Origin of the sequence: Cytobacillus citreus (assembly GCF_018343665.1) — a bacterium.
GTDB lineage: Bacteria > Bacillota > Bacilli > Bacillales > Cytobacillaceae > Cytobacillus > Cytobacillus citreus.
In genome coordinates, this window is record NZ_JAGYPM010000006.1 from 62,087 (window position 1) to 81,865 (window position 19,779).

14 protein-coding genes, 3 pseudogenes and 1 other annotated feature are annotated in these 19,779 nt (G+C 38.4%); of the genes and pseudogenes, 8 read left to right on the forward strand and 9 right to left on the reverse strand.

What is annotated here, in order from left to right:
* Positions 1 to 24: 24 nt before the first annotated feature.
* Positions 25 to 233, forward strand: a binding site (T-box leader).
* 97 nt (positions 234 to 330) lie between these two features.
* Together KHA94_RS21920 and KHA94_RS21925 are read left to right on the forward strand one after the other, a co-directional pair.
* Positions 331 to 2,061, forward strand: a complete 1,731-nt coding sequence (locus tag KHA94_RS21920) for an aromatic amino acid hydroxylase (protein ID WP_213104248.1) — start codon at positions 331 to 333, stop codon at positions 2,059 to 2,061.
* Entirely contained in the window at positions 2,058 to 2,354 is a 297-nt protein-coding gene (locus KHA94_RS21925) for a 4a-hydroxytetrahydrobiopterin dehydratase (protein ID WP_213104249.1), read from the forward strand. The genes KHA94_RS21920 and KHA94_RS21925 overlap by 4 nt, the downstream gene beginning before the upstream one ends.
* Before the next feature lie 100 nt (positions 2,355 to 2,454).
* Here KHA94_RS21925 and KHA94_RS21930 read toward each other — a convergent pair whose 3' ends face one another.
* Both KHA94_RS21930 and KHA94_RS21935 read right to left on the reverse strand, forming a co-directional pair.
* The gene (locus tag KHA94_RS21930) at positions 2,455 to 2,943 is read right to left on the reverse strand and encodes a DUF3995 domain-containing protein (RefSeq protein WP_213104250.1); all 489 of its coding nucleotides are present in this window, start codon (positions 2,941 to 2,943) and stop codon (positions 2,455 to 2,457) included.
* 810 nt (positions 2,944 to 3,753) lie between these two features.
* The gene (locus KHA94_RS21935; protein WP_338030857.1) at positions 3,754 to 4,467 is read right to left on the reverse strand and encodes a FadR/GntR family transcriptional regulator; all 714 of its coding nucleotides are present in this window, start codon (positions 4,465 to 4,467) and stop codon (positions 3,754 to 3,756) included.
* Positions 4,468 to 4,622: 155 nt separating this feature from the next.
* On the opposite strand from KHA94_RS21935, the gene KHA94_RS21940 reads away from it, so the two are divergent.
* The 4 genes and pseudogenes from KHA94_RS21940 to KHA94_RS26730 form a co-directional block, all read left to right on the forward strand.
* Complete coding sequence (locus KHA94_RS21940) at positions 4,623 to 6,005, forward strand: FAD-binding oxidoreductase (protein ID WP_420828184.1); 1,383 nt, start codon at positions 4,623 to 4,625, stop codon at positions 6,003 to 6,005.
* Between the two features lie 11 nt (positions 6,006 to 6,016).
* Complete coding sequence (locus KHA94_RS21945) at positions 6,017 to 6,988, forward strand: bile acid:sodium symporter family protein (RefSeq protein ID WP_213104252.1); 972 nt, start codon at positions 6,017 to 6,019, stop codon at positions 6,986 to 6,988.
* A gap of 18 nt (positions 6,989 to 7,006) precedes the next feature.
* Positions 7,007 to 7,450 (forward strand): annotated as a pseudogene (locus KHA94_RS21950) (IS1634 family transposase); the annotation flags it as partial.
* Between the two features lie 524 nt (positions 7,451 to 7,974).
* Positions 7,975 to 8,235: pseudogene (locus tag KHA94_RS26730) on the forward strand (molybdopterin dinucleotide binding domain-containing protein); the annotation flags it as partial.
* Between the two features lie 454 nt (positions 8,236 to 8,689).
* On the opposite strand, the gene KHA94_RS21960 reads toward KHA94_RS26730, so the two are convergent.
* From KHA94_RS21960 to KHA94_RS21975, 4 genes and pseudogenes are all read right to left on the reverse strand, one after another.
* Complete coding sequence (locus tag KHA94_RS21960) at positions 8,690 to 9,328, reverse strand: uridine kinase family protein (protein WP_249365682.1); 639 nt, start codon at positions 9,326 to 9,328, stop codon at positions 8,690 to 8,692.
* A gap of 404 nt (positions 9,329 to 9,732) precedes the next feature.
* Positions 9,733 to 10,536 carry an extracellular solute-binding protein gene (locus KHA94_RS21965; protein WP_213104253.1) on the reverse strand — a complete coding sequence of 268 codons (804 nt, stop codon included), beginning with the start codon at positions 10,534 to 10,536 and terminating at the stop codon, positions 9,733 to 9,735.
* Between the two features lie 242 nt (positions 10,537 to 10,778).
* Positions 10,779 to 11,057 (reverse strand): annotated as a pseudogene (locus KHA94_RS21970) (transposase); the annotation flags it as partial.
* A gap of 356 nt (positions 11,058 to 11,413) precedes the next feature.
* Complete coding sequence (locus KHA94_RS21975) at positions 11,414 to 12,142, reverse strand: IclR family transcriptional regulator (RefSeq protein ID WP_213104254.1); 729 nt, start codon at positions 12,140 to 12,142, stop codon at positions 11,414 to 11,416.
* A gap of 226 nt (positions 12,143 to 12,368) precedes the next feature.
* Here KHA94_RS21975 and KHA94_RS21980 point away from each other — a divergent pair, with 226 nt between their 5' ends.
* Together KHA94_RS21980 and KHA94_RS21985 are read left to right on the forward strand one after the other, a co-directional pair.
* A complete protein-coding gene (locus KHA94_RS21980; protein ID WP_213104339.1) occupies positions 12,369 to 13,763 on the forward strand; it encodes an alanine/glycine:cation symporter family protein in 1,395 nt (464 codons plus the stop codon).
* Positions 13,720 to 15,384, forward strand: a complete 1,665-nt coding sequence (locus KHA94_RS21985) for a M20/M25/M40 family metallo-hydrolase (RefSeq protein WP_213104255.1) — start codon at positions 13,720 to 13,722, stop codon at positions 15,382 to 15,384. Before KHA94_RS21980 ends, KHA94_RS21985 begins: the two co-directional genes overlap by 44 nt.
* A 604-nt stretch (positions 15,385 to 15,988) precedes the next feature.
* Here the strand turns inward: KHA94_RS21985 and KHA94_RS21990 are convergent.
* The 3 genes from KHA94_RS21990 to KHA94_RS22000 form a co-directional block, all read right to left on the reverse strand.
* Positions 15,989 to 16,750 carry an SDR family NAD(P)-dependent oxidoreductase gene (locus tag KHA94_RS21990; protein ID WP_213104256.1) on the reverse strand — a complete coding sequence of 254 codons (762 nt, stop codon included), beginning with the start codon at positions 16,748 to 16,750 and terminating at the stop codon, positions 15,989 to 15,991.
* Between the two features lie 49 nt (positions 16,751 to 16,799).
* Positions 16,800 to 18,077, reverse strand: coding sequence for an MFS transporter (locus tag KHA94_RS21995; RefSeq protein WP_213104257.1), 1,278 nt, complete (start codon positions 18,075 to 18,077; stop codon positions 16,800 to 16,802).
* 259 nt (positions 18,078 to 18,336) lie between these two features.
* Positions 18,337 to 19,755, reverse strand: a complete 1,419-nt coding sequence (locus KHA94_RS22000) for an NAD-dependent succinate-semialdehyde dehydrogenase (protein ID WP_213104258.1) — start codon at positions 19,753 to 19,755, stop codon at positions 18,337 to 18,339.
* Positions 19,756 to 19,779: the final 24 nt, after the last annotated feature.

Below are 19,779 nucleotides of genomic sequence, written 5' to 3' on the forward strand. Positions count from 1 at the left end.
AGATAAAAAGCATCATATCTATACTTAAATGCTTTGAAGGAATTGAAGTAGTGATATCTTCCCTGTTGCAGAGAGCTGGTGGTGCTGCGAACCAGTACAAAGGAGATCATGAATTACGGTTCTGGAGCTTCTTATTTCTTTTTCTGAAATAAGACGGTTTATCCGTTACTCTATTAAGTGGTAAGTTCTTTGCTTACAATCAGGGTGGTACCGCGAGTAAACTCGTCCCTGCTGAATTAAATATTCAGCAGGGATTTTTTTTATACATTTACTTTCGCGCTTAAAAGCGTTTAAGAGATAAAAATAACACTATGTAAGGAGAATAATATTATGAAACAGTCTATACCAGTACACTTACGACCATTTGTAGCCAGGCAGCATTACAATGCATACAGTCCCATTGATCATTCAGTTTGGCGTTATGTAATGAGACAGAATCATCACTTTCTTGAAGGTATTGCTCATGATGCCTTCACGACTGGATTAATATCATCAGGAATTAATATTGAAAGTATTCCGAGAGTGAGCGAAATGAACGAACATTTAGGAAAAATCGGCTGGGGTGCCGTCATTGTTGACGGGTTGATTCCCGGGACAGCCTTTTTTGATTTTCAGGCACATGGCATCCTCCCGATCGCGACGGATATCCGTCAGAAGACCAATATCGAATACACACCTGCCCCCGATATTCTTCATGAAGCGGCAGGTCATGCACCGATTATTTTCGATGAAACATACTCTAAGTTTGTAAAATTAATCGGAAATATCGGTGCCAATGCTTTTGCTACAAAAGAAGAGCATGAGGTATTTGAGGCGACAAGGCATTTATCAATTGTCATGGAGAGTCCGACATCAACAGCGGTCGAAATCGAAGCTGCCAAAAATAGATTGAAAGAAAAGCAGCTGGCGGTAAAGGGTCTTTCTGAAGCCGAACAAATCTCCCGAATCTTTTGGTGGACGGTTGAATTTGGTCTGATTGGTGATCTTCATCAGCCAAAAATATTTGGAGCCGGTCTTCTATCCTCTGTAGGGGAAAGCAAGCATTGCCTGTCCAACGAAGTGACAAAACGACCGTTTACAATCGAGGACGCAATTGCGACTAGCTATGACGTTACATCCATGCAAACCCAGTTATTCGTTTGCAAAAGTTTTGAACAATTAATTGAAGAAGTAACGAAATTCGGTGAAACAATGGCCTTTCGTCAAGGCGGCACAGAAGCCATTGAGAAAGCGATCGCTTCCAGCCAAATTGCTCACATTGAGTACAATTCAGGAATTCAAATTACAGGCCAATTCAGTGACATCATTAAAGATACGAATGGAGAAGCCATTTATGTTAAAACATCTGGACCTAGTGCCCTTTCCATTCAAAATGGACAGCTCGATCATCACGGAACCGATGTGCACTATGATGGCTTTGGTGCACCGATCGGAAAGCTTCAAGGAGGCATTCAGTTAGAGGATCAAACGGAAGAGAGTCTGAAGAAACTGGGCATTGAAATCAATAAGATGATGCAAATTACTTTCGAAAGTGGTATTGAAGTTTCTGGTCATGTGACAGACCTTGTGTTTCATCATGGTTCACTTGTCTTGATCACTTTAGAGGAATGCTTTGTAACACACAGGGATGAAGTATTGTTCCATCCAACCTGGGGTACGTATGATTTAGCTGTGGGAAGCCACGTCATATCTGCGCGCCCAACCGCGGCCGATTACTTGTCATTCCATGGTGAACCTTTAATAAACGAATGCGATGAAAAAGACGGGAAAGCTCTTACTCCTCTTGAAGAATTATATGCAGAAGTAAGGCTAATACGGGAAACAAATTTGCCTGATGGACATCACATCCATAGCATTGCAGGAAAAATTCTCGATGAATTCCCAGAAGAATGGCTTCTTCAGCTGGAAGTCCTTGAACTATTGGAAAACCATGACAGGGAATCATCACTTAAACAGCGAATACTTGATCAGCTTGGAAAATTAAGTGGAGAGGATCAATACGTCAGACTAATTCAAAATGGATTAGATGTCATCTTCGATCGGAGGAATGTAACCGTATGACACGATTAAGTGAAGAAGAAGTATCCCTGCAACTAGCTTCACTGCCCAAGTGGAAAAGGATCGACAGCAAATGGATCGAACGCCGTTATCGATTCAAAGAATTCTTAGACGGGATCGCTTTCGTTAATCAAATAGCATCCCTTGCTGAAAAGGAAAACCATCACCCTTTTATCAACATTCAATACAAAATGGTAATTGTCTCCCTCACCTCCTGGAGTGAAAATGGATTGACGGAATTGGATTTCAAGCTTGCCCGGGAGATTGAGGATTTATTAGATGGGGAATCTTTGTAGAAGAGATTCAAAATTTTAATAGAATGGAAAGCTCAGTGTTACCCTGAGCTTTCTATTAAATTCAGCATCCAATAGTAGTTTTTTGAATTTACGCCCCTAATTATTGTTTAGATGATACTGTATCTTGTAATTCCACATTCCGAAGTTTTTTAATAGAAAAAAAGTAAAATATACCTCCGAGCATCCAGTAAGGCTCCCAAAAAACTAATCTCCAGAAGGCGGAGTATCTATCTAATGTAAAGTTTAATATACCAATTGCATTCAAGGAGATTGTTATGAAATTGAACAAACCATATAAAAAAAGTAATAGTCCACAAATTTTTATTGTAAAATAGAGCGATTTTTGAATCCAAGAATTTCTCCATTTCATTAACGGCATTATCAGCAATACTACTCCGAGCAATTTTATGAATCCAGTCATCCAAACAATTGCTAAAAACGATTGTGGTGGATCTAATGCCATTTCATAAATTGAACCTCCTAGGGATCTAACACCAAACATCCCTCCCATTGCCCAATAGAAACTCAAGGCAGCAAATAATAATGTCCATGTAGCTCCTAAATACAAACACCTCTTATTGATTTCCATAAAAATAACTCCTATATTAAAATATTAAAAACGAACATACGATAAGAATAAGAAATAAAATCATAATGATCATCTATGCGGATTTCATTTAAGACCTTTGAAATTTTAACAATAAATTATCTCCTCTTTTTACATATTACTTGACTAATAACACTTCTATAAATTTTTTACAATTTCTTTACAAAACCCTTAAAGTCTAACAATTTCTAAACCACAATCTATTCATATACAGATAGTTCTATCCTATTCAACTATCTGTCTATAGATATTCAATATTTCCTGTAAATGAAGCTTTAAGAAATTAAGTTCTTCCCCACTTTAATCATAGATATCAGCTTTTTCCTGCTTTTAATCAAACGTTTGATTAAAAAATAAAAAGTCTTCAGGCAAATAAAGAAAACTCGCCGATTGGCGAGCCTTGGAAAGGCGAAGACAGAGGCGCAGTTGCACTTATCGCGCTCATATATGCCACGTCCTCCCAAAAGTTTCTCTTTTGGTCGTGCGATGTATCTCTGACGAAGCTTTCCTTATCCTGTGGCATTCGCCCGACTAGGACATCCTCGTAAAAGCTATCGCTTTTCCTTCGTGCGATGATAATCGCTATCGAAGCATTCCTTGTCCTGTCCGTCGTACTTAATTCCTAAAATTGGCAACTACGTCAACTCCTCGTCAGCAATGAACTCTACCGCCAGCAGGAAGAGATGTACCGAACGAAAACCTATCGTACAGATCAGCGGGATTGTAAGCATTTCCCAACCTCATGTCCGCCCGATTAAATGAAAATAAATAAACCTCGATTCATTTGGCACCTCATTCCTGGTTTAACAGTGACTCCGCCAATTCTTTTCTAATTTGCGTAATATGTATCTCCATAAGCTGTTTTGCTCGTTCTGCTTCTTCAGCTGCAATCGCTATGTAAATTTCTTTATGTTCCTCAATGGTGCCTTGAAGCCGTTCAGGGTCAGCTAGGCGCTGTCTTCGCGTGCCACGAATCGTGTCTTGCATATGCTCGCTCAGTGTTTGGACCAATTGTAAAAAGATCGAGTTATGGGAAGCACGAACGATACTAAAATGGAAGTTGAGATCGGCTTCTAATCCAAGTTCGACGTCATTTTCAGCGGCTTTCATTTTTTCAATGGCGTGGCGAATAGCTTCTAAGTCTTCAGAGGTCGCTCGTTTAGAAGCTAAGAAGGCACATTCTGCTTCAAGAGCACGGCGTAACTCTAGCATTTCATAGACGAGTTTATTTTCCGCGTGAATGATCGTTGTGGACAGTTCTTCGCCAAGTAATTGAAACTCCGATGTTTTAATAAAGCTTCCACTGCCTTGTTTAATCTCAATGATTCCCTTGCTCTCCAGTTTTCGTAATGCTTCTCTTACAGATGTTCGGCTGACATTGAAGCGGCTAGCTAATTCTCTTTCCGTTGGTAGTTTATCCCCTGGTTTTAATTCTTCTGTTAAAAAATATTCTTTTATTTGATCAACAATCACTTGATAAGTTTTTTTCTTTGGCTGTGGAATCACGAAGTCTCCCCCCTTAATTTTATCTTACAATAATTTTAAGAAGTATTTTAATTATTGATCTTTTCAGATAATTTGGTACAATAGAAAAAAGGTTGGACCAATTTAAATTTGGTTAGATCTTTAACGGATTATATATGACGATGGAGGAAATGAAAATGAATACAAAAAAAGAATGGGTCAGAGCTTTACGTGTGGCTCTTTCTGATCAGCAAGTATCAGTAAATGAAACGATTTTAGAACAGCATAGTAAAGATGAATCTTATCATGCGGCGAGCACACCGGATGTGGTCGTTTTTCCAATATCGTCGAAACAAGTGAGTGCGGTCATGAAAATCGCTACTGAATATGAGGTGCCAGTCATACCATTTGGAGTGGGGTCGAGCTTAGAAGGGCATGTCATTCCATATGATCATGGCATAACGATTGATTTTTCGCAGATGAACAAAGTATTAGAAGTAAGAGCAGAAGATTTTCTTGTTCGTGTGCAGCCTGGTGTAACGCGTTCGCAATTGAATAAAGAGTTGAAAAAACATGGCTTGTTTTTTTCTGTTGATCCAGGGGCCGATGCCACGCTTGGAGGAATGGCCGCAACGAATGCTAGCGGGACCACTTCAGTCAAATATGGTGTGATGCGTGATCAAGTGCGTGATCTAGAAGTGGTGCTAGCAGATGGTACCGTGATTCACACAGGTAATTTAGCAGCGAAATCTTCATCGGGCTATCATTTAAATAGTCTGTTTGTTGGTTCAGAGGGAACGCTAGGTTGCTTTACTGAATTAACGCTCCGTGTTTATGGAATTCCGGAATTTATTATGGCGGCCAGAGCCTCTTTTTCAACGGTCGATGATGCGGTCGGAGCGGTAGTTGCTATTTTGCAAGCGGGGATTCCGATTGCCCGAGTTGAGCTTGTAGATGAACCGTCGATGAAGCAAGTCAATCTTCATAGCGACACCTCGTATAAGGAACAGCCGACATTATTTTTGGAGTTTCATGGAAATGAGGCTGGCTTAAAGCAAGATGTAGATTTTATGAGGGAAATTGTTGCCGAATTTCAATGTGAAGAAATTGAATTCGAAACAGACAATGCCGCTCGCGTGCAGCTATGGGAAGCACGCCACAATTTAGCCTATGCCTATGTTCATGGTTATCTGGGGAAAAAGCTAATGGTCACCGATGTCTGTGTGCCGATGTCTGAATTAGCAGGTGCAATTCGTTATGCAAGGGAAGAGCTCGATGCGCTGGCGCTCATTGGAGGAATTGTTGGACATGTGGGTGATGGTAATTTTCATGTCCTGTTAATGATTGATATGAATGACGAGGAAGAGAAGAAAAAAGCCGATGAATTAAATGAAAAAATCGTGATGTATGCGATTGAACGAGGTGGCACTTGTACTGGAGAACATGGTGTTGGCGTCGGCAAGCAGAAATATCAAGAGAAAGAACATGGAAAGGCCTTGCTTGTCATGGAAAAAATCAAACAAGCGCTTGATCCTCTTACTCTATTAAATCCTAATAAAATATTAAATACGAAATCATAAGAGGTGAATGTATGAAACTTTTAGAAACAATCAGTACCCTTGCCGGAAAATATTTTGCGGTTTGGGTGATTTTAACGGCCTTAGTTTCTTTTTTCGTTCCAGCTCCTTTTCTTGTATTCCAAGGATATATTACCATTTTATTAGGCGTTGTTATGTTCGGTATGGGTCTAACATTAAAAGCAGTTGATTTCAAAATCATATTAACAAAGCCGCTTCCTGTCATTATCGGCGTGTGTGCCCAATTTGTGATTATGCCACTCACTGCATTTGCCATTGCTTATTTACTGAACTTACCAGCGGAATTAGCCGCCGGACTTGTCTTACTTGGATCAGTCCCAGGAGGAACCGCTTCGAATGTGATGGTGTATCTTGCAAAAGGAAATGTACCTTTGTCCATTGCGATGACCTCTGTTTCGACTTTATTGGCACCAGTTGCTACACCATTTATTTTATTATGGCTAGCTGGTCAATGGATGCCCGTTGATCCAATGGCGATGTTTATGTCGATTATTCAAGTTATCATTATTCCGATTGTGTTGGGCGTCACTGTTAGAAAATTTGTCCCAAGCTTTGTCGATAAAAGCATCCATGTCATTCCGTTAATCTCGGTAATTGCCATTATGATGATCGTATCTGCCGTTGTTGCGGGCAATGTGGAAACGCTCGCGTCTGCCGGATTAATTATTTTCATCGCTGTCGTGCTTCATAATGCGGTAGGCCTATCGCTTGGTTATATCACTGCTCGTGTACTTGGTCTCGATGAAAGCACTCGCCGTGCCATTTCCATCGAAGTTGGTATGCAAAACTCCGGTTTGGGCGTCGCCTTAGCTACCGCCCATTTCGGTCCATTAGCAGCCTTGCCTAGCGTGGTTGGATCGGTTTGGCACAATATATCCGGCCCGATCCTTGCTACATATTGGTCGAAAAAGCCGGCTAATACGGAGAAAGAAATTCCAGTTCAATTGGAGAGAAGTAGAGCGTGACTCGGAACTCGACATGGAAAATTACAGACGGAGGAGGCTCTTGACGGTTACTACGCGATTGTAACAAGTGAGTATAAAGAGCGCGTTGTTCGTATCATTGACATGTATCGTGGGTTATGGCGCATTGAGGAATCCTTTCGTGTAACCAAAAGCGATCTGGAAGCACGTCCTGTTTTTGTTTCTACAGAAGAACATATACAAGCACATTTTCTGACTTGTTTCATCGCACTTACTATTGCCCGGATTATTGAACATAAGTTGGATCATAAGTACAGTATTGGACGAATACTTGAAAGTCTGGCGAAAGCGGAGTACACACACTTGAAGCAAAACTACTATTTATTTGATTATTTTGATAAGTTCCTTGATGACATCGGGTCCATTTTTCAAATTGATTTTTCGAAAAGAATTCGTTCCCTTGGTGAAATAAAAAAAATAATCGCTACTACCAAAAAAGGATAAAATTCGCTATGCTTTTTTGAAAAAAAACAACAGCCTCAAACCCTTATTCAAAAAGGGATGAAGGCTGTTTTTTCGTCTAATTAGCTGCAAAAGTCAGGATATAGAAAAATAGTATAACGAGCCATAGATCATTTCAGGACAAATATTTTACCAATCTCTTTATGATGTAATAGTTATTCCATCACCTGAAATTTTTTCCTGTTGTAATCTCGCTTCAGCTTCTTCTGCTTCTCGCCAACAAGTTTTCTATAATTTCTGCTTCCTCTACTTCTGCCTTGAAGTCCTGCAATAAAGTTTTAGTATAATAAGGGGTAGCATCTGGAAAATGCGGAATTACAACGCTAAGCAAATTTCCCTGACGATTACCCCTATTTGCGCACATTATTTTTTTGACAATATCTCGTATTTCCATGATCTCTTTATATTAAGAGGACTCCTACATAGGTAGAAATCCTCTCAACATTTTGTTTCATATTTCGCTTAGACTCTAATTCCATTATCTTGATTTTTTTGAAGAAGAAGCATATATAGAAATTAATTCAGAAATTGCAAAAACTCTGGGGATTCTTGATGGAGAAGTCATAAAAATCTTTAACGCTCAAGATACTATTGAAATTATGGCTATATATAGTGATAAAGTACCAAAAGACGTTCTTTTGATTTACCAAGGCTGGTATCCCCAATCCGAAGTTAATGTAAATCAATTGGTTCGCATTTTAAGTACAGATATGGGAAAAAACGATGTTGCCTTTTATGATACGTTTGTGAATATAGAAAAGTGGTAGTTAGAATACAAGTGAATGTTTCCTTTCAGAAAAGTAGTCCGGAAAATGTTTAGCAAATATAAATAACTGCATAAATAGATATTATTTTTTTGCTATACAAATTTAGGGAGCGTAATAAAAAAAACTGTGTAAGTAAAAGAGCGTACGGCTTTTACTTCACAGTTTTTTTCTTTTTGGTAGAATAATAAGATTAGGAGGTTATGGGCGTGGTAATACCAATAGATACGATTTCATTTGTTTCATCATTCATTATCCCTCAAATAAGGCCAGTTTTTCTTATATATATGACTAATTAGGTCTTTTCTGTTATTCCTGAATTTTTTAGCCTTAAAATGATATGTTCTAAAACAAGGCTTATTAGCAACGAGTAGCATTGAATTAGGTACAATGTTGGTAAGAGGGATTAGCCTCTTTCTACATCTAAAATTATTACTTTCATAATTATTTCCCCCTCTTATCCAAGGTCAGGAGTCTTTAAAGCGGTGAGTTCTAAATTTCTAATATCACTCTCTTTACCTGCTCCATCAATAATTAAGTTAACTGTCCCCATTGGATTTTGTTCTTTAATGTATTGGTCTTCAGCAGGCATCCATAAATCTTCCCATAAGTGGCGCTTTTCTTCACCATCACGGTCAATACCTCTTGAAAGTCTTAATTCTTCGGGAGTATCAACCCAAATTTTAAAATTATAATAGTTGTTTAGAGTTTTTATTAATGAATAACATCCCTCAATTACCACTAGTCCGCCAGAAGGAACATTATGCCACTCAGCCATAATATCTTTCTCCCAATCATATCTTTGGTATTTGGTTTGCTCATTATTGCTTAGTGGCTCAAGAACTTGTTTTTTTACACGTTCACTATCCCAATTTCCACCAATTGCCTTATTACTTACTAGCTTTCTAAATGCTGATGGCTTATAGAAATCATCCATATGAATGATAGTAACATTATTCCCTCCTACTTCTTTAAATGATTGAGCTAAAGTGCTTTTCCCAGCTCCACCACAACCATCAATACCTAGCAAAAAAGTTTGATCTTTTAATTTTTTGTCCATAAATGTTTTATATAAATCTGCTACTAATATATTCATAAATAAACCCCTTTTTAATATTAGTTATTGATTTTGAAAATATAGTTGGCCAAGGTAAGGAACTCTAAATTTAGAAATAACTCACTTAATAGTTCCTTAATCGATCTTTCAACTCAGATGTTTTTTCCTTTTCACAATAAAAACACCCCTTTAGATAACCATATCCAAAGGGGTAAAACGGTGCAACTTTTTATAAACAGCGTGACTTTATATCAAAGCCGCAATCATGTTCAATGACATTATTTTTGGTATCCATATTTACTTGATCGGTTAATCCGTCTCTGTTCTTTCCTCAGTGCTTTTTCCGCAGGCAGCCAAAGCAAAAATAATCGAAAGTATCACGAGGGTAAAATTCCTTTTTTCATGTATTTTACTCCGATTTTTTTTTGATTTAAGGCTCGTCCTTACTTCCAGCCCCATTTTTGAAAGATTTGGTGGGATTCTTCCGTTTTTAAATAATCTATGAATTGCTGTGCCTCTTTTTTCTGATCGGTGATTTTCGTCAGGGCGATCGGCGTTCCACGATAGAGCTTTTCTTCTTCAGGCAGTTCGACCAGGTCGGTCACATCCTGGAGCCGGTAATGCCATGATTCATAGGTAATCCAGGCGTCCAGGCTGGAATTCGATTTCCATCGTTCAATGGCTTCGGCACTCGACTTTACAGAAAGGTTAATATTTTGGGAAATGCCTTCGATCAGCCCTTTTCTGCCTGCCATGTCTTCCCACAGGCCAAGCTGGCCAGCCCCATTCACATCGAGTATTTTTACTCCATTTTTCGTTAAATCCTCCAGGCTTTCAATCTTCTTAGGATTTCCTTTCCTCACCAATATTCCTGCAGCACGCGGGTAAAGCTCCGTTCGTGATTTAGTGTCGATCATTTCGGGATGGTTAAAGATGAAGTCCTGCAGCATATACTCGGAGCCACCGAAAATAATATCTGCATCTTGCTTTGCCTGGCCGATCCAATTGCCCTCTGGTCCGGCTGTTACTACCACCTTGATTCCCGTTTCAGCTGAAAAATGTTCAGCAGCTTCCTTGATTGGTCCAAGTGGTCCGCCCGGTCCGTACACCCGGATGACATGATCACTCTGACTGGAATTTGGTGTTGCCTGGGACGCCGGTTTACGGTCCATTTTTGCATAGGCTGACAATCCGGCAGCCGTAATGACAAAGAGAAATAAAGCTGATAAGAACACAATCTTCTTCATGATTCTTCCTCCATTTCACACATGATTTTTAGCGGTACTATTAATGGAAACGAAGGGAGGCTGTAAACGGTTTGATTATAACTGCAAAATAGTTAGAAAGTTTCATAAATCTATTGAAAATTAGTCTGGTGAAGAATAAATAAATGATTTATGGTTCATCGAAGTTTAGTGTTGGCAAGGAAGATTTCTTTGCTAGAGTTAGTGGATAAGCTCCTTCTCAACTCTAATAGGTTGAGAAGGACCTACCCTTGCTTATGTGGTTCTACCCGAATAATTAACTTATTAGCTGTTGCATAGACCATCGCGATAAAGTTTTTGGTTGTTCTATATCCTCTAGCTTTACGCTTTGCAGCTTGAACTAGACTGTTAATGCCTTCAAGGAGGCCATTTGTTGTCATCTTTGAAACGAACCATCTTAATATTCCTTGTTCATGTTTTTTCAACGTCTGGTCAACCTTTACCATTGGTTCTAATTGAGAACGGATTGCCCAGTTATACCATTCTTGAAAATAAAATGGAGCAAAGAGATTAGACTTCGTCCATGAGTTTTAACTTTTGGACATAAAAAAGGTTCATAAAAGGTCATCAAAAAACACCTAATTAAGAGGGCAGTGAAAAACTGGAGGTTTTTGAAAGCATAACCGATTTTCATCAATATAAAGACAACAGAAGAAGCGAACAGCCTATATATAGTAGGTCGTTAGCTTCTTTTTCTCTTTAAACGGACTTTTTCAGTGGCTTCCTAATTAACGGTGTATTTTTTACACTACTAATGTTAATGAAATTAACAAATAAAGGTAGGTGTCGTTAATAATGGAAGAAAGAAATAGGTAACAAAACAAAAATAGACCTTTTCCAAAAAAATAGAAAGACCTGTTTACGTATACCCTAGTTCATAAGAAAGTTGATGTGCTGTTTTGGTTACTTGTTTGGCTATACTTTCTAATTTCTCAGCATCGGTATCATATTCAAAACACTCTGCACTAATAGCTGCAATCGGTTCCCCATTTAAATCAAACACTGGTGCAGCTACTGAAACAGTTCCCTTTGTTTTTTCACCCAAGCTTATGGAGTACCCTTTTTCATTAATCTGCTCAAGCTGCTCGATTAGCTTTTTCCTATCTTGCTCATCTACTGTCCCCAAAAATTGTATTTGAACATCTCTCTTGGAAAAAGCAAGTAGTACTTTATTTGCTGCTCCAATAGGATAAGGAATTTTTTCACCAATCATATCTATAATACGAACATTTTTAGGGCTATCCACTCGATCAATAATAATAGAGGTAAACTGCTTTGAAATGTTTAAATATATTGTTTCACGAACATTATGAGCAAGCACCTCTAATAATGGATGTGCTTTTTCTCTTATGTCGGTATCATGGTACATTTTCAATCCAAGTTGAAGCCATGTATAACCTAATCGAAACTCCTTTTTGTCTTCATTTCTTTCCACTAAATCAAAGGTTTCTAAAGTATATAATAATCGGTAAATAGTGCTAGTTGGTAATTCTGTCTCACTAAAAATTTCTTGTACAGAAAAAAATCGTTTAGGATGCTTTGCTAGTACATTTACGATCATCATTGCTCTCTCAATTGACTGAATCATCGCTATTCCTCCCTTCATTTATTGTAACGAACTTTTTCCTATTTAAATAGATATATTCTCCAATTAATTCATGGAATAGAGTGAATCTTTCTAAGAATACAAATTGACAATTAATTATTTTTCCTTTACGATAAATTATATTCCATTATATGAATTAAATTTCATATAGCGAAAAAATGTAAACGGTTTAATCAACGAGATATGGGGGGATTTACATTTGGATTTGATGACAAAGATTACAGATTTTATTTGGGGTATACCGATGATGACCCTTCTTGTTTTTGGAGGAATCTTTTTTACAATACGTTTAGGATTTTTACAATTTGTAAAACTACCTCATATCCTAAGTGAGACTTTCGGAAAAATTTTTAAGAAAAATAACGAAGGTGAAGGGACTGTTACTCCTTTTCAAGCTACTACCAGTGCTCTTGCATCTACACTCGGTGCGGCAAATTTAGTTGGTGTTCCTGTAGCTATTGCACTTGGTGGTCCAGGGGCAGTTTTTTGGATGTGGGTTGTAGCCATTTTCGGCATAGCGACTAAATATTCCGAAGTTGTTCTTGGAATGAAATATCGGGAAAAGAATAAACAAGGCGAATACGTTGGTGGCCCAATGTATTATATGAAAAACGGATTAAAATGGAAGAAAGTAGCTATATTCTTTTCTTTTGCCTTAATGATCGAAATTGTTGCAAGTATAATGGTCCAAACAAACTCGATTACTCAATCTATTTCAGGATCATTTTCGATTCCAGCTATTGTCGTAGGTATTGGCCTGCTTATTATTGTATACCTTAGCGTTTCCGGCGGTATTAAATCTATCGGAAGTAAAACAGAAAAATTTGTTCCATTTATGGTTGCTTTTTATATGATTGGAGTCGTAATTACTCTTATTTACTACTTCAAAGAAATACCTGAGGCAATTAGTTTAATTTTCACATCTGCATTCCAGCCAATCGCTGCAGCAGGTGGTTTTGCTGGAGCAGGAATAGCTCAAGCGATTCGTTGGGGATTAGCAAGGGGACTATATTCTAACGAAGCAGGTATGGGTACTGCACCTATTGCACATGCGACTGCACAAAATGTACATCCTGCTAAACAAGGTTTCTGGGGAGCATTTGAAGTAATTGTAGACACACTGATTGTCTCAACAATGACAGCTCTTGTCGTTCTCGCTTCTGGTGCTTGGAAAGAATTAAGTGCTGATAATGCTGTATTAATGATAACAAAAGCTTTTTCTCCTGTATTTGGAGAAACATTTGCAGGTATATTTGTATCCGTTGTACTGTTTACGCTTGTTATTACTACCATACTCGTTATTGCTTTTTATGGCGAAAAACAAGCCGAGTTTTTATTTGGTAGCAAATTTGCATTATTTATGCGTTTCGTATACTTAGGAGCTATTGTCGTTGGTTCAATTGGTGGCTTACAATTTATTTGGAAGTTCCTTGATCTATTATTAGCAGTGGTCGTTGTTCCTAATATGATTGCTATTTTATTCTTAAGCAAAGAAGTAAAAATGATTACCGATGATTATTTCAACAGATATCTAGTGAACAAAAAAAGGGGTAATATTCATGCATCAACAACTCAGTCAATTACCAATCGAACATCAAATTGAAAAACTCACAATCAGTCTAGTAAACATCAATAGCATTAATGGTACAGCAGGTGAAGGGAAAATTATCGAATTTGTTTATGATACGATGCAGACGTTCCCTTACTATCAAAAAAACCCTTCATTATTGTGGACAACTGATGTTAAAAATGACCCAATCGGACGTAAGAATCTTTTTGCATGCGTCAAAAGTCCAAAAGAAACAACAAAAACAATTATTTACCACTCACATCTTGACACAGTGGATATAGAAGACTATGGAAATTCAAAGGAATATGCATTGTCACCACAACATCTTGAGGAATTCTTTAAAACTTACAATGGAAATAAAGATGTACAAAAGGATGCACTCAGCGGTGATTGGATGTTTGGACGTGGTGCTGTTGATATGAAAAGTGGCGCAGCTGTACATATTGCCAACATTCTTTATTTCTCCAATCATCTTGAAGAACTAGATGGTAACTTATTACTGATTTTAAATGGCGGAGAAGAATCTGAGCATGATGGCATTATTGATGCTTTAGATGAGCTGAGTCGCTTAAAAATAGAAGAAAATTTAGATTTTCTAATGGCTATCAATACTGACTTTACGACACCTTTATACAGAAATGACCCGCATCGTTATATATATACAGGCGTTGCAGGCAAGCTTCTTCCTTCCTTCCATATCTATGGTCGTGAAGTACATGTGGGAGATACGTTAAGTGGTATTGATCCAAACTATATTGCAGCTAAAATTACTGAACGTATTCATAATAACTTTGAATTAACTAAGCAAATTGAAGGAGAAACAATCCTACCTCCTACTTGCTTACACCAACGTGATACAAAGGAAACGTATACTGTTCAAACCGCTTCTGCAAGCCATATTTATTTTAATTATTTTTTATATGAAGAAACACCAAATCAAGTTATCAATAAGCTTAAGACTGTAACACAGCAAGTTTGTTTAGAAGCAGAGCAATATTTGCAACAACAATATGAAAAATATGTTGAGTTCTCAAAAGTACCAAAGAGCGATTTATCATGGCATCTAGAAGTTGTGACTTACCATGAATTTATTGCCTATTTAAATCAAAAAGGCATAAATACGGAATTAATTATTAAAGAAGTTTTAGAAAAAAATGTTGGACAGGAATCTCGTCATCAAGCATTTGCCATCGTGAATGCACTGCAAAAAGCAGATCCAGAGTATAGACCTCGTGTCATTTTATTTTTCGCTCCTCCTTTCTTACCTCATAATTATTTTAAAGAAAATGTGGAGCGCGACCAATTACTAAAGCAAACCATTACAAAAGTTGTCGATGAAGTTGCGAGTGAAACAGGTGAACAATTTGAAGTTAAAAGATTTTTCCCTTATTTAGCGGATGGTAGCTTCCTATCTATTCATGCTACCGAAAAAGAACTGTATGAATTGCTTGGTAATTTTCCAGAATGGGAGACACTGTATCCTGTACCGTTTGAAAGAATAAGAGCATTAAACATTCCTTCTGTGACAATGGGTGTTTACGGGAAAGACGGTCATAAATGGACAGAAAGAGTTTTTAAACCTTATTCATTTGGCATTCTCCCAAGCCTGATCCGTAAAACAACGAATGAATTATTCAAAGTGCATCACCATTAAGACAAAACAAAAAATATATGCATCTCCTTGATTGTTGATACAGATTAAGGAGATGCCTTTTCGTATAAGCTTACATATTATAGATGTTGCTTTGAAATAAAGTTTGATCAAAAGCGTTCGACAAACCTATATTTTACGGCAAAAGAAAAGAATCCATTTTGAAAAAAGATTGATTAAAATGAATTCTTCTCTAGCAAATTTAAATTTGGGTTTTATAAAAAAGTTTGATCAATTTCTATCTATGTTGTTCCATAATCGCGCCTGTGTAATGAAAATATAGTCATTTAAAAATAAGTTGCTAAAGGTGCATTCTTATGTGATAAACAGTCTTGATTCTTATCATAAAGTTGTTTCATTTTACGTTTTCACAGGGAATACATGACGCTCTTTTCGAAAATAAAGTTGTTTAAAAAACGGTGTAATGCAGGTTTCTACGGTCATTTTTAAACAACTTTATTATTTTTCAAACGACTTTATTGTAAATGAAATAACTTTATTGTCACTCGACAGGTGAACAGTGCTTGTATACCTTAAAGTAAAGGTAGTTTTAGCCTAATAGATTTTTTGAAAAGTAGCATATCGACTGCTGTTTCACACGATCTTATTATGCCAGAAGCCCTCCATCAATGACATAATGGCTTCCTGTGATGAAAGAAGCATTATCTGAGGCTAAAAACAAAACAAGTTCTGCAATTTCCTCGGGCCGAGCATAACGCTTCATCGGTACCTTCGCCAAAGTTTTTTCTCTCACCAGTTTTGCATGATCTGGTGCTATACTCTCCTCAATGGCCTGCATCATCCGGGTGTCGACATAGCCAGGGCAGATTGCATTCACGCGAACCCCAGTTTCTGCTGATTCTATAGATGCTGTTTTGGTCAATCCGATCACTGCATGTTTTGAGGCAGAATAGGGAGCCAAGCCGACGGAGCCTCTTAACCCCGTAATGGATGCCATATTAATGATACTTCCTGATCTTTGCTCCATCATGATTGCCAAAACATGCTTTAAACCCAAAAAGACACCTTTTATATTGACATTCAGCACCTTATCAAAATCTTCGGAAGAAGTTTCTATAATAGAAGCCCTCTTTCCTTCAATTCCCGCATTATTAAAGAAAACATCAATTTTCCCGTATTTCTTTTTAGTTTGCTGAACAAAATTCTTTACTTGCTCTTCACTTGTCACATCTGCGGTTTGAAGCAAATAATCCTCTAGCTCTAGTTCCTTAGCTAGAGATTCTAGTGCTTTGGGATTCAAATCTACTAACGCCAGTTTCGCTCCATGTTTAGCAAATAAACGAGCCGTTTCCTTTCCAATTCCCCCCGCAGCCCCTGTGATTAATACGACTTTTTCTTCAAAACCCATTACGCTTCCCCCTAACTGATTTCTTTTGCAGACATCAAGTCCATGTTCCTTAAGTACTTGACACTGCCTCTTCCATATCAACAGATTTGGATTTTTCCTCTTTCCGATCAGGATGAACAAAGATCATAAATAGGATTGCAACTACTACCATAATTGAAGAAATCATCAGAAATGAATACTGAAACCCTTGAGCAACATTATCACTTCCAGTGGATTGGATAATGAATCCAGTGGCCAACGAGCATAAAGCTGCTGCGACGTTCTGAAAGGCGACAATCGTTCCAGAAATAGTGGATGTGCGTTCGGGAAGCTGATTGCACATAATGATATGGGATGTTGAAACAATAAGGTAGCTAAATCCATACGCCAATGTTATTCCGATAATAGCCCACGCCACCGATTGGGTAAAATAAAGTGAGCCAATAAGCAAGCCAGCTAGAAACATTCCAATCCCTGTTACCTTCACCCGTCCCGCACGTATGCTTTTTGTATTTTTAAATATACGATCAGAGATAGTTGCCATGGATAGCGACACAATCAGCGATGTTCCTCCGACTGTCAATGTGGCGTACGCCATTCCCATTTCCGATACTTGAAGCACTTTTAGAAAGTATAAAGGCATCCAAATCTGCATCCAACTCGATAGACAAAAGAATCCAAATGCAACAAATAAAGTGAATATACTAGTTCGTGACAACAAAACTGGGTATAATTCCGACCAAGTTACTTTCTTTTTTGGAACAAAGTCGGACTTAACTGCTAGTTCTGCTAGTTCTGGACTTTTTTTAGGAACTACAGTAACCCACACTACCAACAGAACAAAACTGAATAATCCCAAAATTGCAAACGTATGTCTCCAACCTACCATTTGGAGTAGGAGTACAATCAAAGGAGCAACCGCATAAGCTCCAACCGTTGAACCTGCGGTAAAAATGGTGGTAACCCGTGCCCGCATGGCTGGGGGGAAATAAGCAAACAAAAGTCTAAGAGATGCCGGAGCATACCCACCTTCAGCTAAGCCAAGAAAAATACGATACAGAAGAAATGATGCAAAACCTCCGATTATATAGCCACTAAACTGGAGAAGTGTCCATGCTAAAAGCATGAAGGCTATCATTTTCTTGGGAGAGATTTTATCGGTAAGAGCCCCTACGAAAACCGCAGCTACGGGAAAGATCCAGAAAAAACTACTTCCAATAACCCCCCATTGTGCATAATTCAAACCCAAATCTCCCATTAAAAGTTCAGGAGCAAGCCCAACAACACTCTTGTCAGCAAAGTTAATTAAGAATCCTAAAAAGAGGATAACTAGAACAAACCAATGCATTATAATTCCCTCCCTAATCGATGAATATAAACATTACATCATTCCTTGACTTCGTTTTTAATTTGATGCAATACAAGGGAGACCCTTTCCAAACAATTTTGCTTTCATTTGATCTTCCAGAAAAATAAAGGAAAGGAGGCATATGCGAAACTTGTTCACATACGCCATACCAGCAAAAAACAAATATCATTTAAAAAACTAACTGCCATCGGTTTTCCAATCTCAGTAAAACAAAATTTTATCTGAATCTAATAATCTACTAAATCTGTACGGAAATCATTTTTGTTTCTAAATAGTCATCTAAGCCATACTTTCCGCCTTCGCGGCCTATCCCGCTCTCTTTTACGCCGCCAAATGGCGCTTGGACTGCAAAGGGAATAGCATCATTCACTCCGACCATGCCATAGTCCAGTTGTTCAGAAACGCGGTACATACGGGAAAGATCTTTCGTATAGAAATAAGAAGCAAGTCCATATTCAATGTCATTCGCTCTTTCAACCACTTCTTCCTCGCTGCGGAACTTTAGGAGTGGAATAACGGGTCCAAACGTTTCTTCCCTAGTAATCAGCATATTATCGGTAACTTCCGACAAAACAGTCGGGGCATAAAAATATCCACTGGAGTAGCTGCCACCCAACAGCCTTTTACCGCCATTAAGGACACAAGCTCCGAGGCGAACAGCATCATCAACCTGCTCTTGTACCTTTTCGATGGCTTCTTCATATACCAGTGGTCCCATTTCATTTTGTTCATCCAGTCCATTGCCAACTCTGATGTTTTGCACTTTTTCTTTTAACTTCTCAGCAAATTCCAAATAAATTCCTTCCTGCACATAAATTCGATTCGGGCAAACGCATTGCTGACCATTTGAACCAAATTTACTTCTTATTAAGCCTTCAACAGCTAAGTCAATGTCCGCATCATCAAAAACGATAAAAGGAGCGTGGCCTCCTAATTCCATTGACACACGCTTGACGGTTTGTGCAGACTGGGCAATGAGAACTTTCCCCACTTCTGTTGAACCAGTAAAGGAAATTTTCTTTACGATTTTGCTATTCATAAGCGTGTTGGCAATAGGGCCAGATTGCCCAATGACGAGATTAGCCACTCCTTTCGGCAAAGCAATTTCATCAAAGATTTTAAATAACGCAACTGAAGACAACGGAGCTTCTTTCGAGGGTTTCAGGATTACTGTACATCCGGTAGCTAGGGCTGGCCCTAACTTTCTGGCTGCCATAGACAGCGGAAAATTCCAGGGAGTAATGGCCCCTACAACACCGACAGGTTGAAGAATTACCTGAAGTCGTTTGTTGGCCGCAGACGAGGGAATGATGTCTCCATAAATTCTGCGCGCCTCTTCGGCATACCATTGAAAGAATGCCATGGTCGAGGCTACTTCTTGCCGGGCGTGATGAATTGTCTTTCCCATTTCTTTTGTAATGATTTGAGCCATTTCTTCCTTCTTTTCCCGAAGTTTCTCGACAATCCGCCATAAATAGGAACTGCGCTGTTCTGCTGTTAAAGCAGCCCATTGGGGAAACGCATTCTCTGCGGCCTGAATCGCCCAATCCGTCTCTTCTTTACCGACAAAATAAACGGCATCCACCTTTTCCCCTGTAGCCGGGTTATTCACTTCAAATACCTGATTCGTTTTCACCCATTCTCCATTGATATACATTATCTACACTCCCTTACGATCTTG

Excerpts from the sequence above, each read along its gene's own strand:
- KHA94_RS21980 (WP_213104339.1), top strand. The coding sequence starts at position 12,369 with ATGACAAAGATTACAGATTTTATTTGGGGTATACCGATGATGACCCTT.
- KHA94_RS21945 (WP_213104252.1), top strand. The coding sequence starts at position 6,017 with ATGAAACTTTTAGAAACAATCAGTACCCTTGCCGGAAAATATTTTGCG.
- KHA94_RS21990 (WP_213104256.1), bottom strand. The coding sequence starts at position 16,750 with ATGGGTTTTGAAGAAAAAGTCGTATTAATCACAGGGGCTGCGGGGGGA.
- KHA94_RS21940 (WP_420828184.1), top strand. The coding sequence starts at position 4,623 with ATGAATACAAAAAAAGAATGGGTCAGAGCTTTACGTGTGGCTCTTTCT.
- KHA94_RS21920 (WP_213104248.1), top strand. The coding sequence starts at position 331 with ATGAAACAGTCTATACCAGTACACTTACGACCATTTGTAGCCAGGCAG.
- KHA94_RS21975 (WP_213104254.1), bottom strand. The coding sequence starts at position 12,142 with ATGATTCAGTCAATTGAGAGAGCAATGATGATCGTAAATGTACTAGCA.
- KHA94_RS22000 (WP_213104258.1), bottom strand. The coding sequence starts at position 19,755 with ATGTATATCAATGGAGAATGGGTGAAAACGAATCAGGTATTTGAAGTG.
- KHA94_RS21930 (WP_213104250.1), bottom strand. The coding sequence starts at position 2,943 with ATGGAAATCAATAAGAGGTGTTTGTATTTAGGAGCTACATGGACATTA.
- KHA94_RS21960 (WP_249365682.1), bottom strand. The coding sequence starts at position 9,328 with ATGAATATATTAGTAGCAGATTTATATAAAACATTTATGGACAAAAAA.
- KHA94_RS21925 (WP_213104249.1), top strand. The coding sequence starts at position 2,058 with ATGACACGATTAAGTGAAGAAGAAGTATCCCTGCAACTAGCTTCACTG.
- KHA94_RS21995 (WP_213104257.1), bottom strand. The coding sequence starts at position 18,077 with ATGCATTGGTTTGTTCTAGTTATCCTCTTTTTAGGATTCTTAATTAAC.
- KHA94_RS21965 (WP_213104253.1), bottom strand. The coding sequence starts at position 10,536 with ATGAAGAAGATTGTGTTCTTATCAGCTTTATTTCTCTTTGTCATTACG.
- KHA94_RS21985 (WP_213104255.1), top strand. The coding sequence starts at position 13,720 with ATGCATCAACAACTCAGTCAATTACCAATCGAACATCAAATTGAAAAA.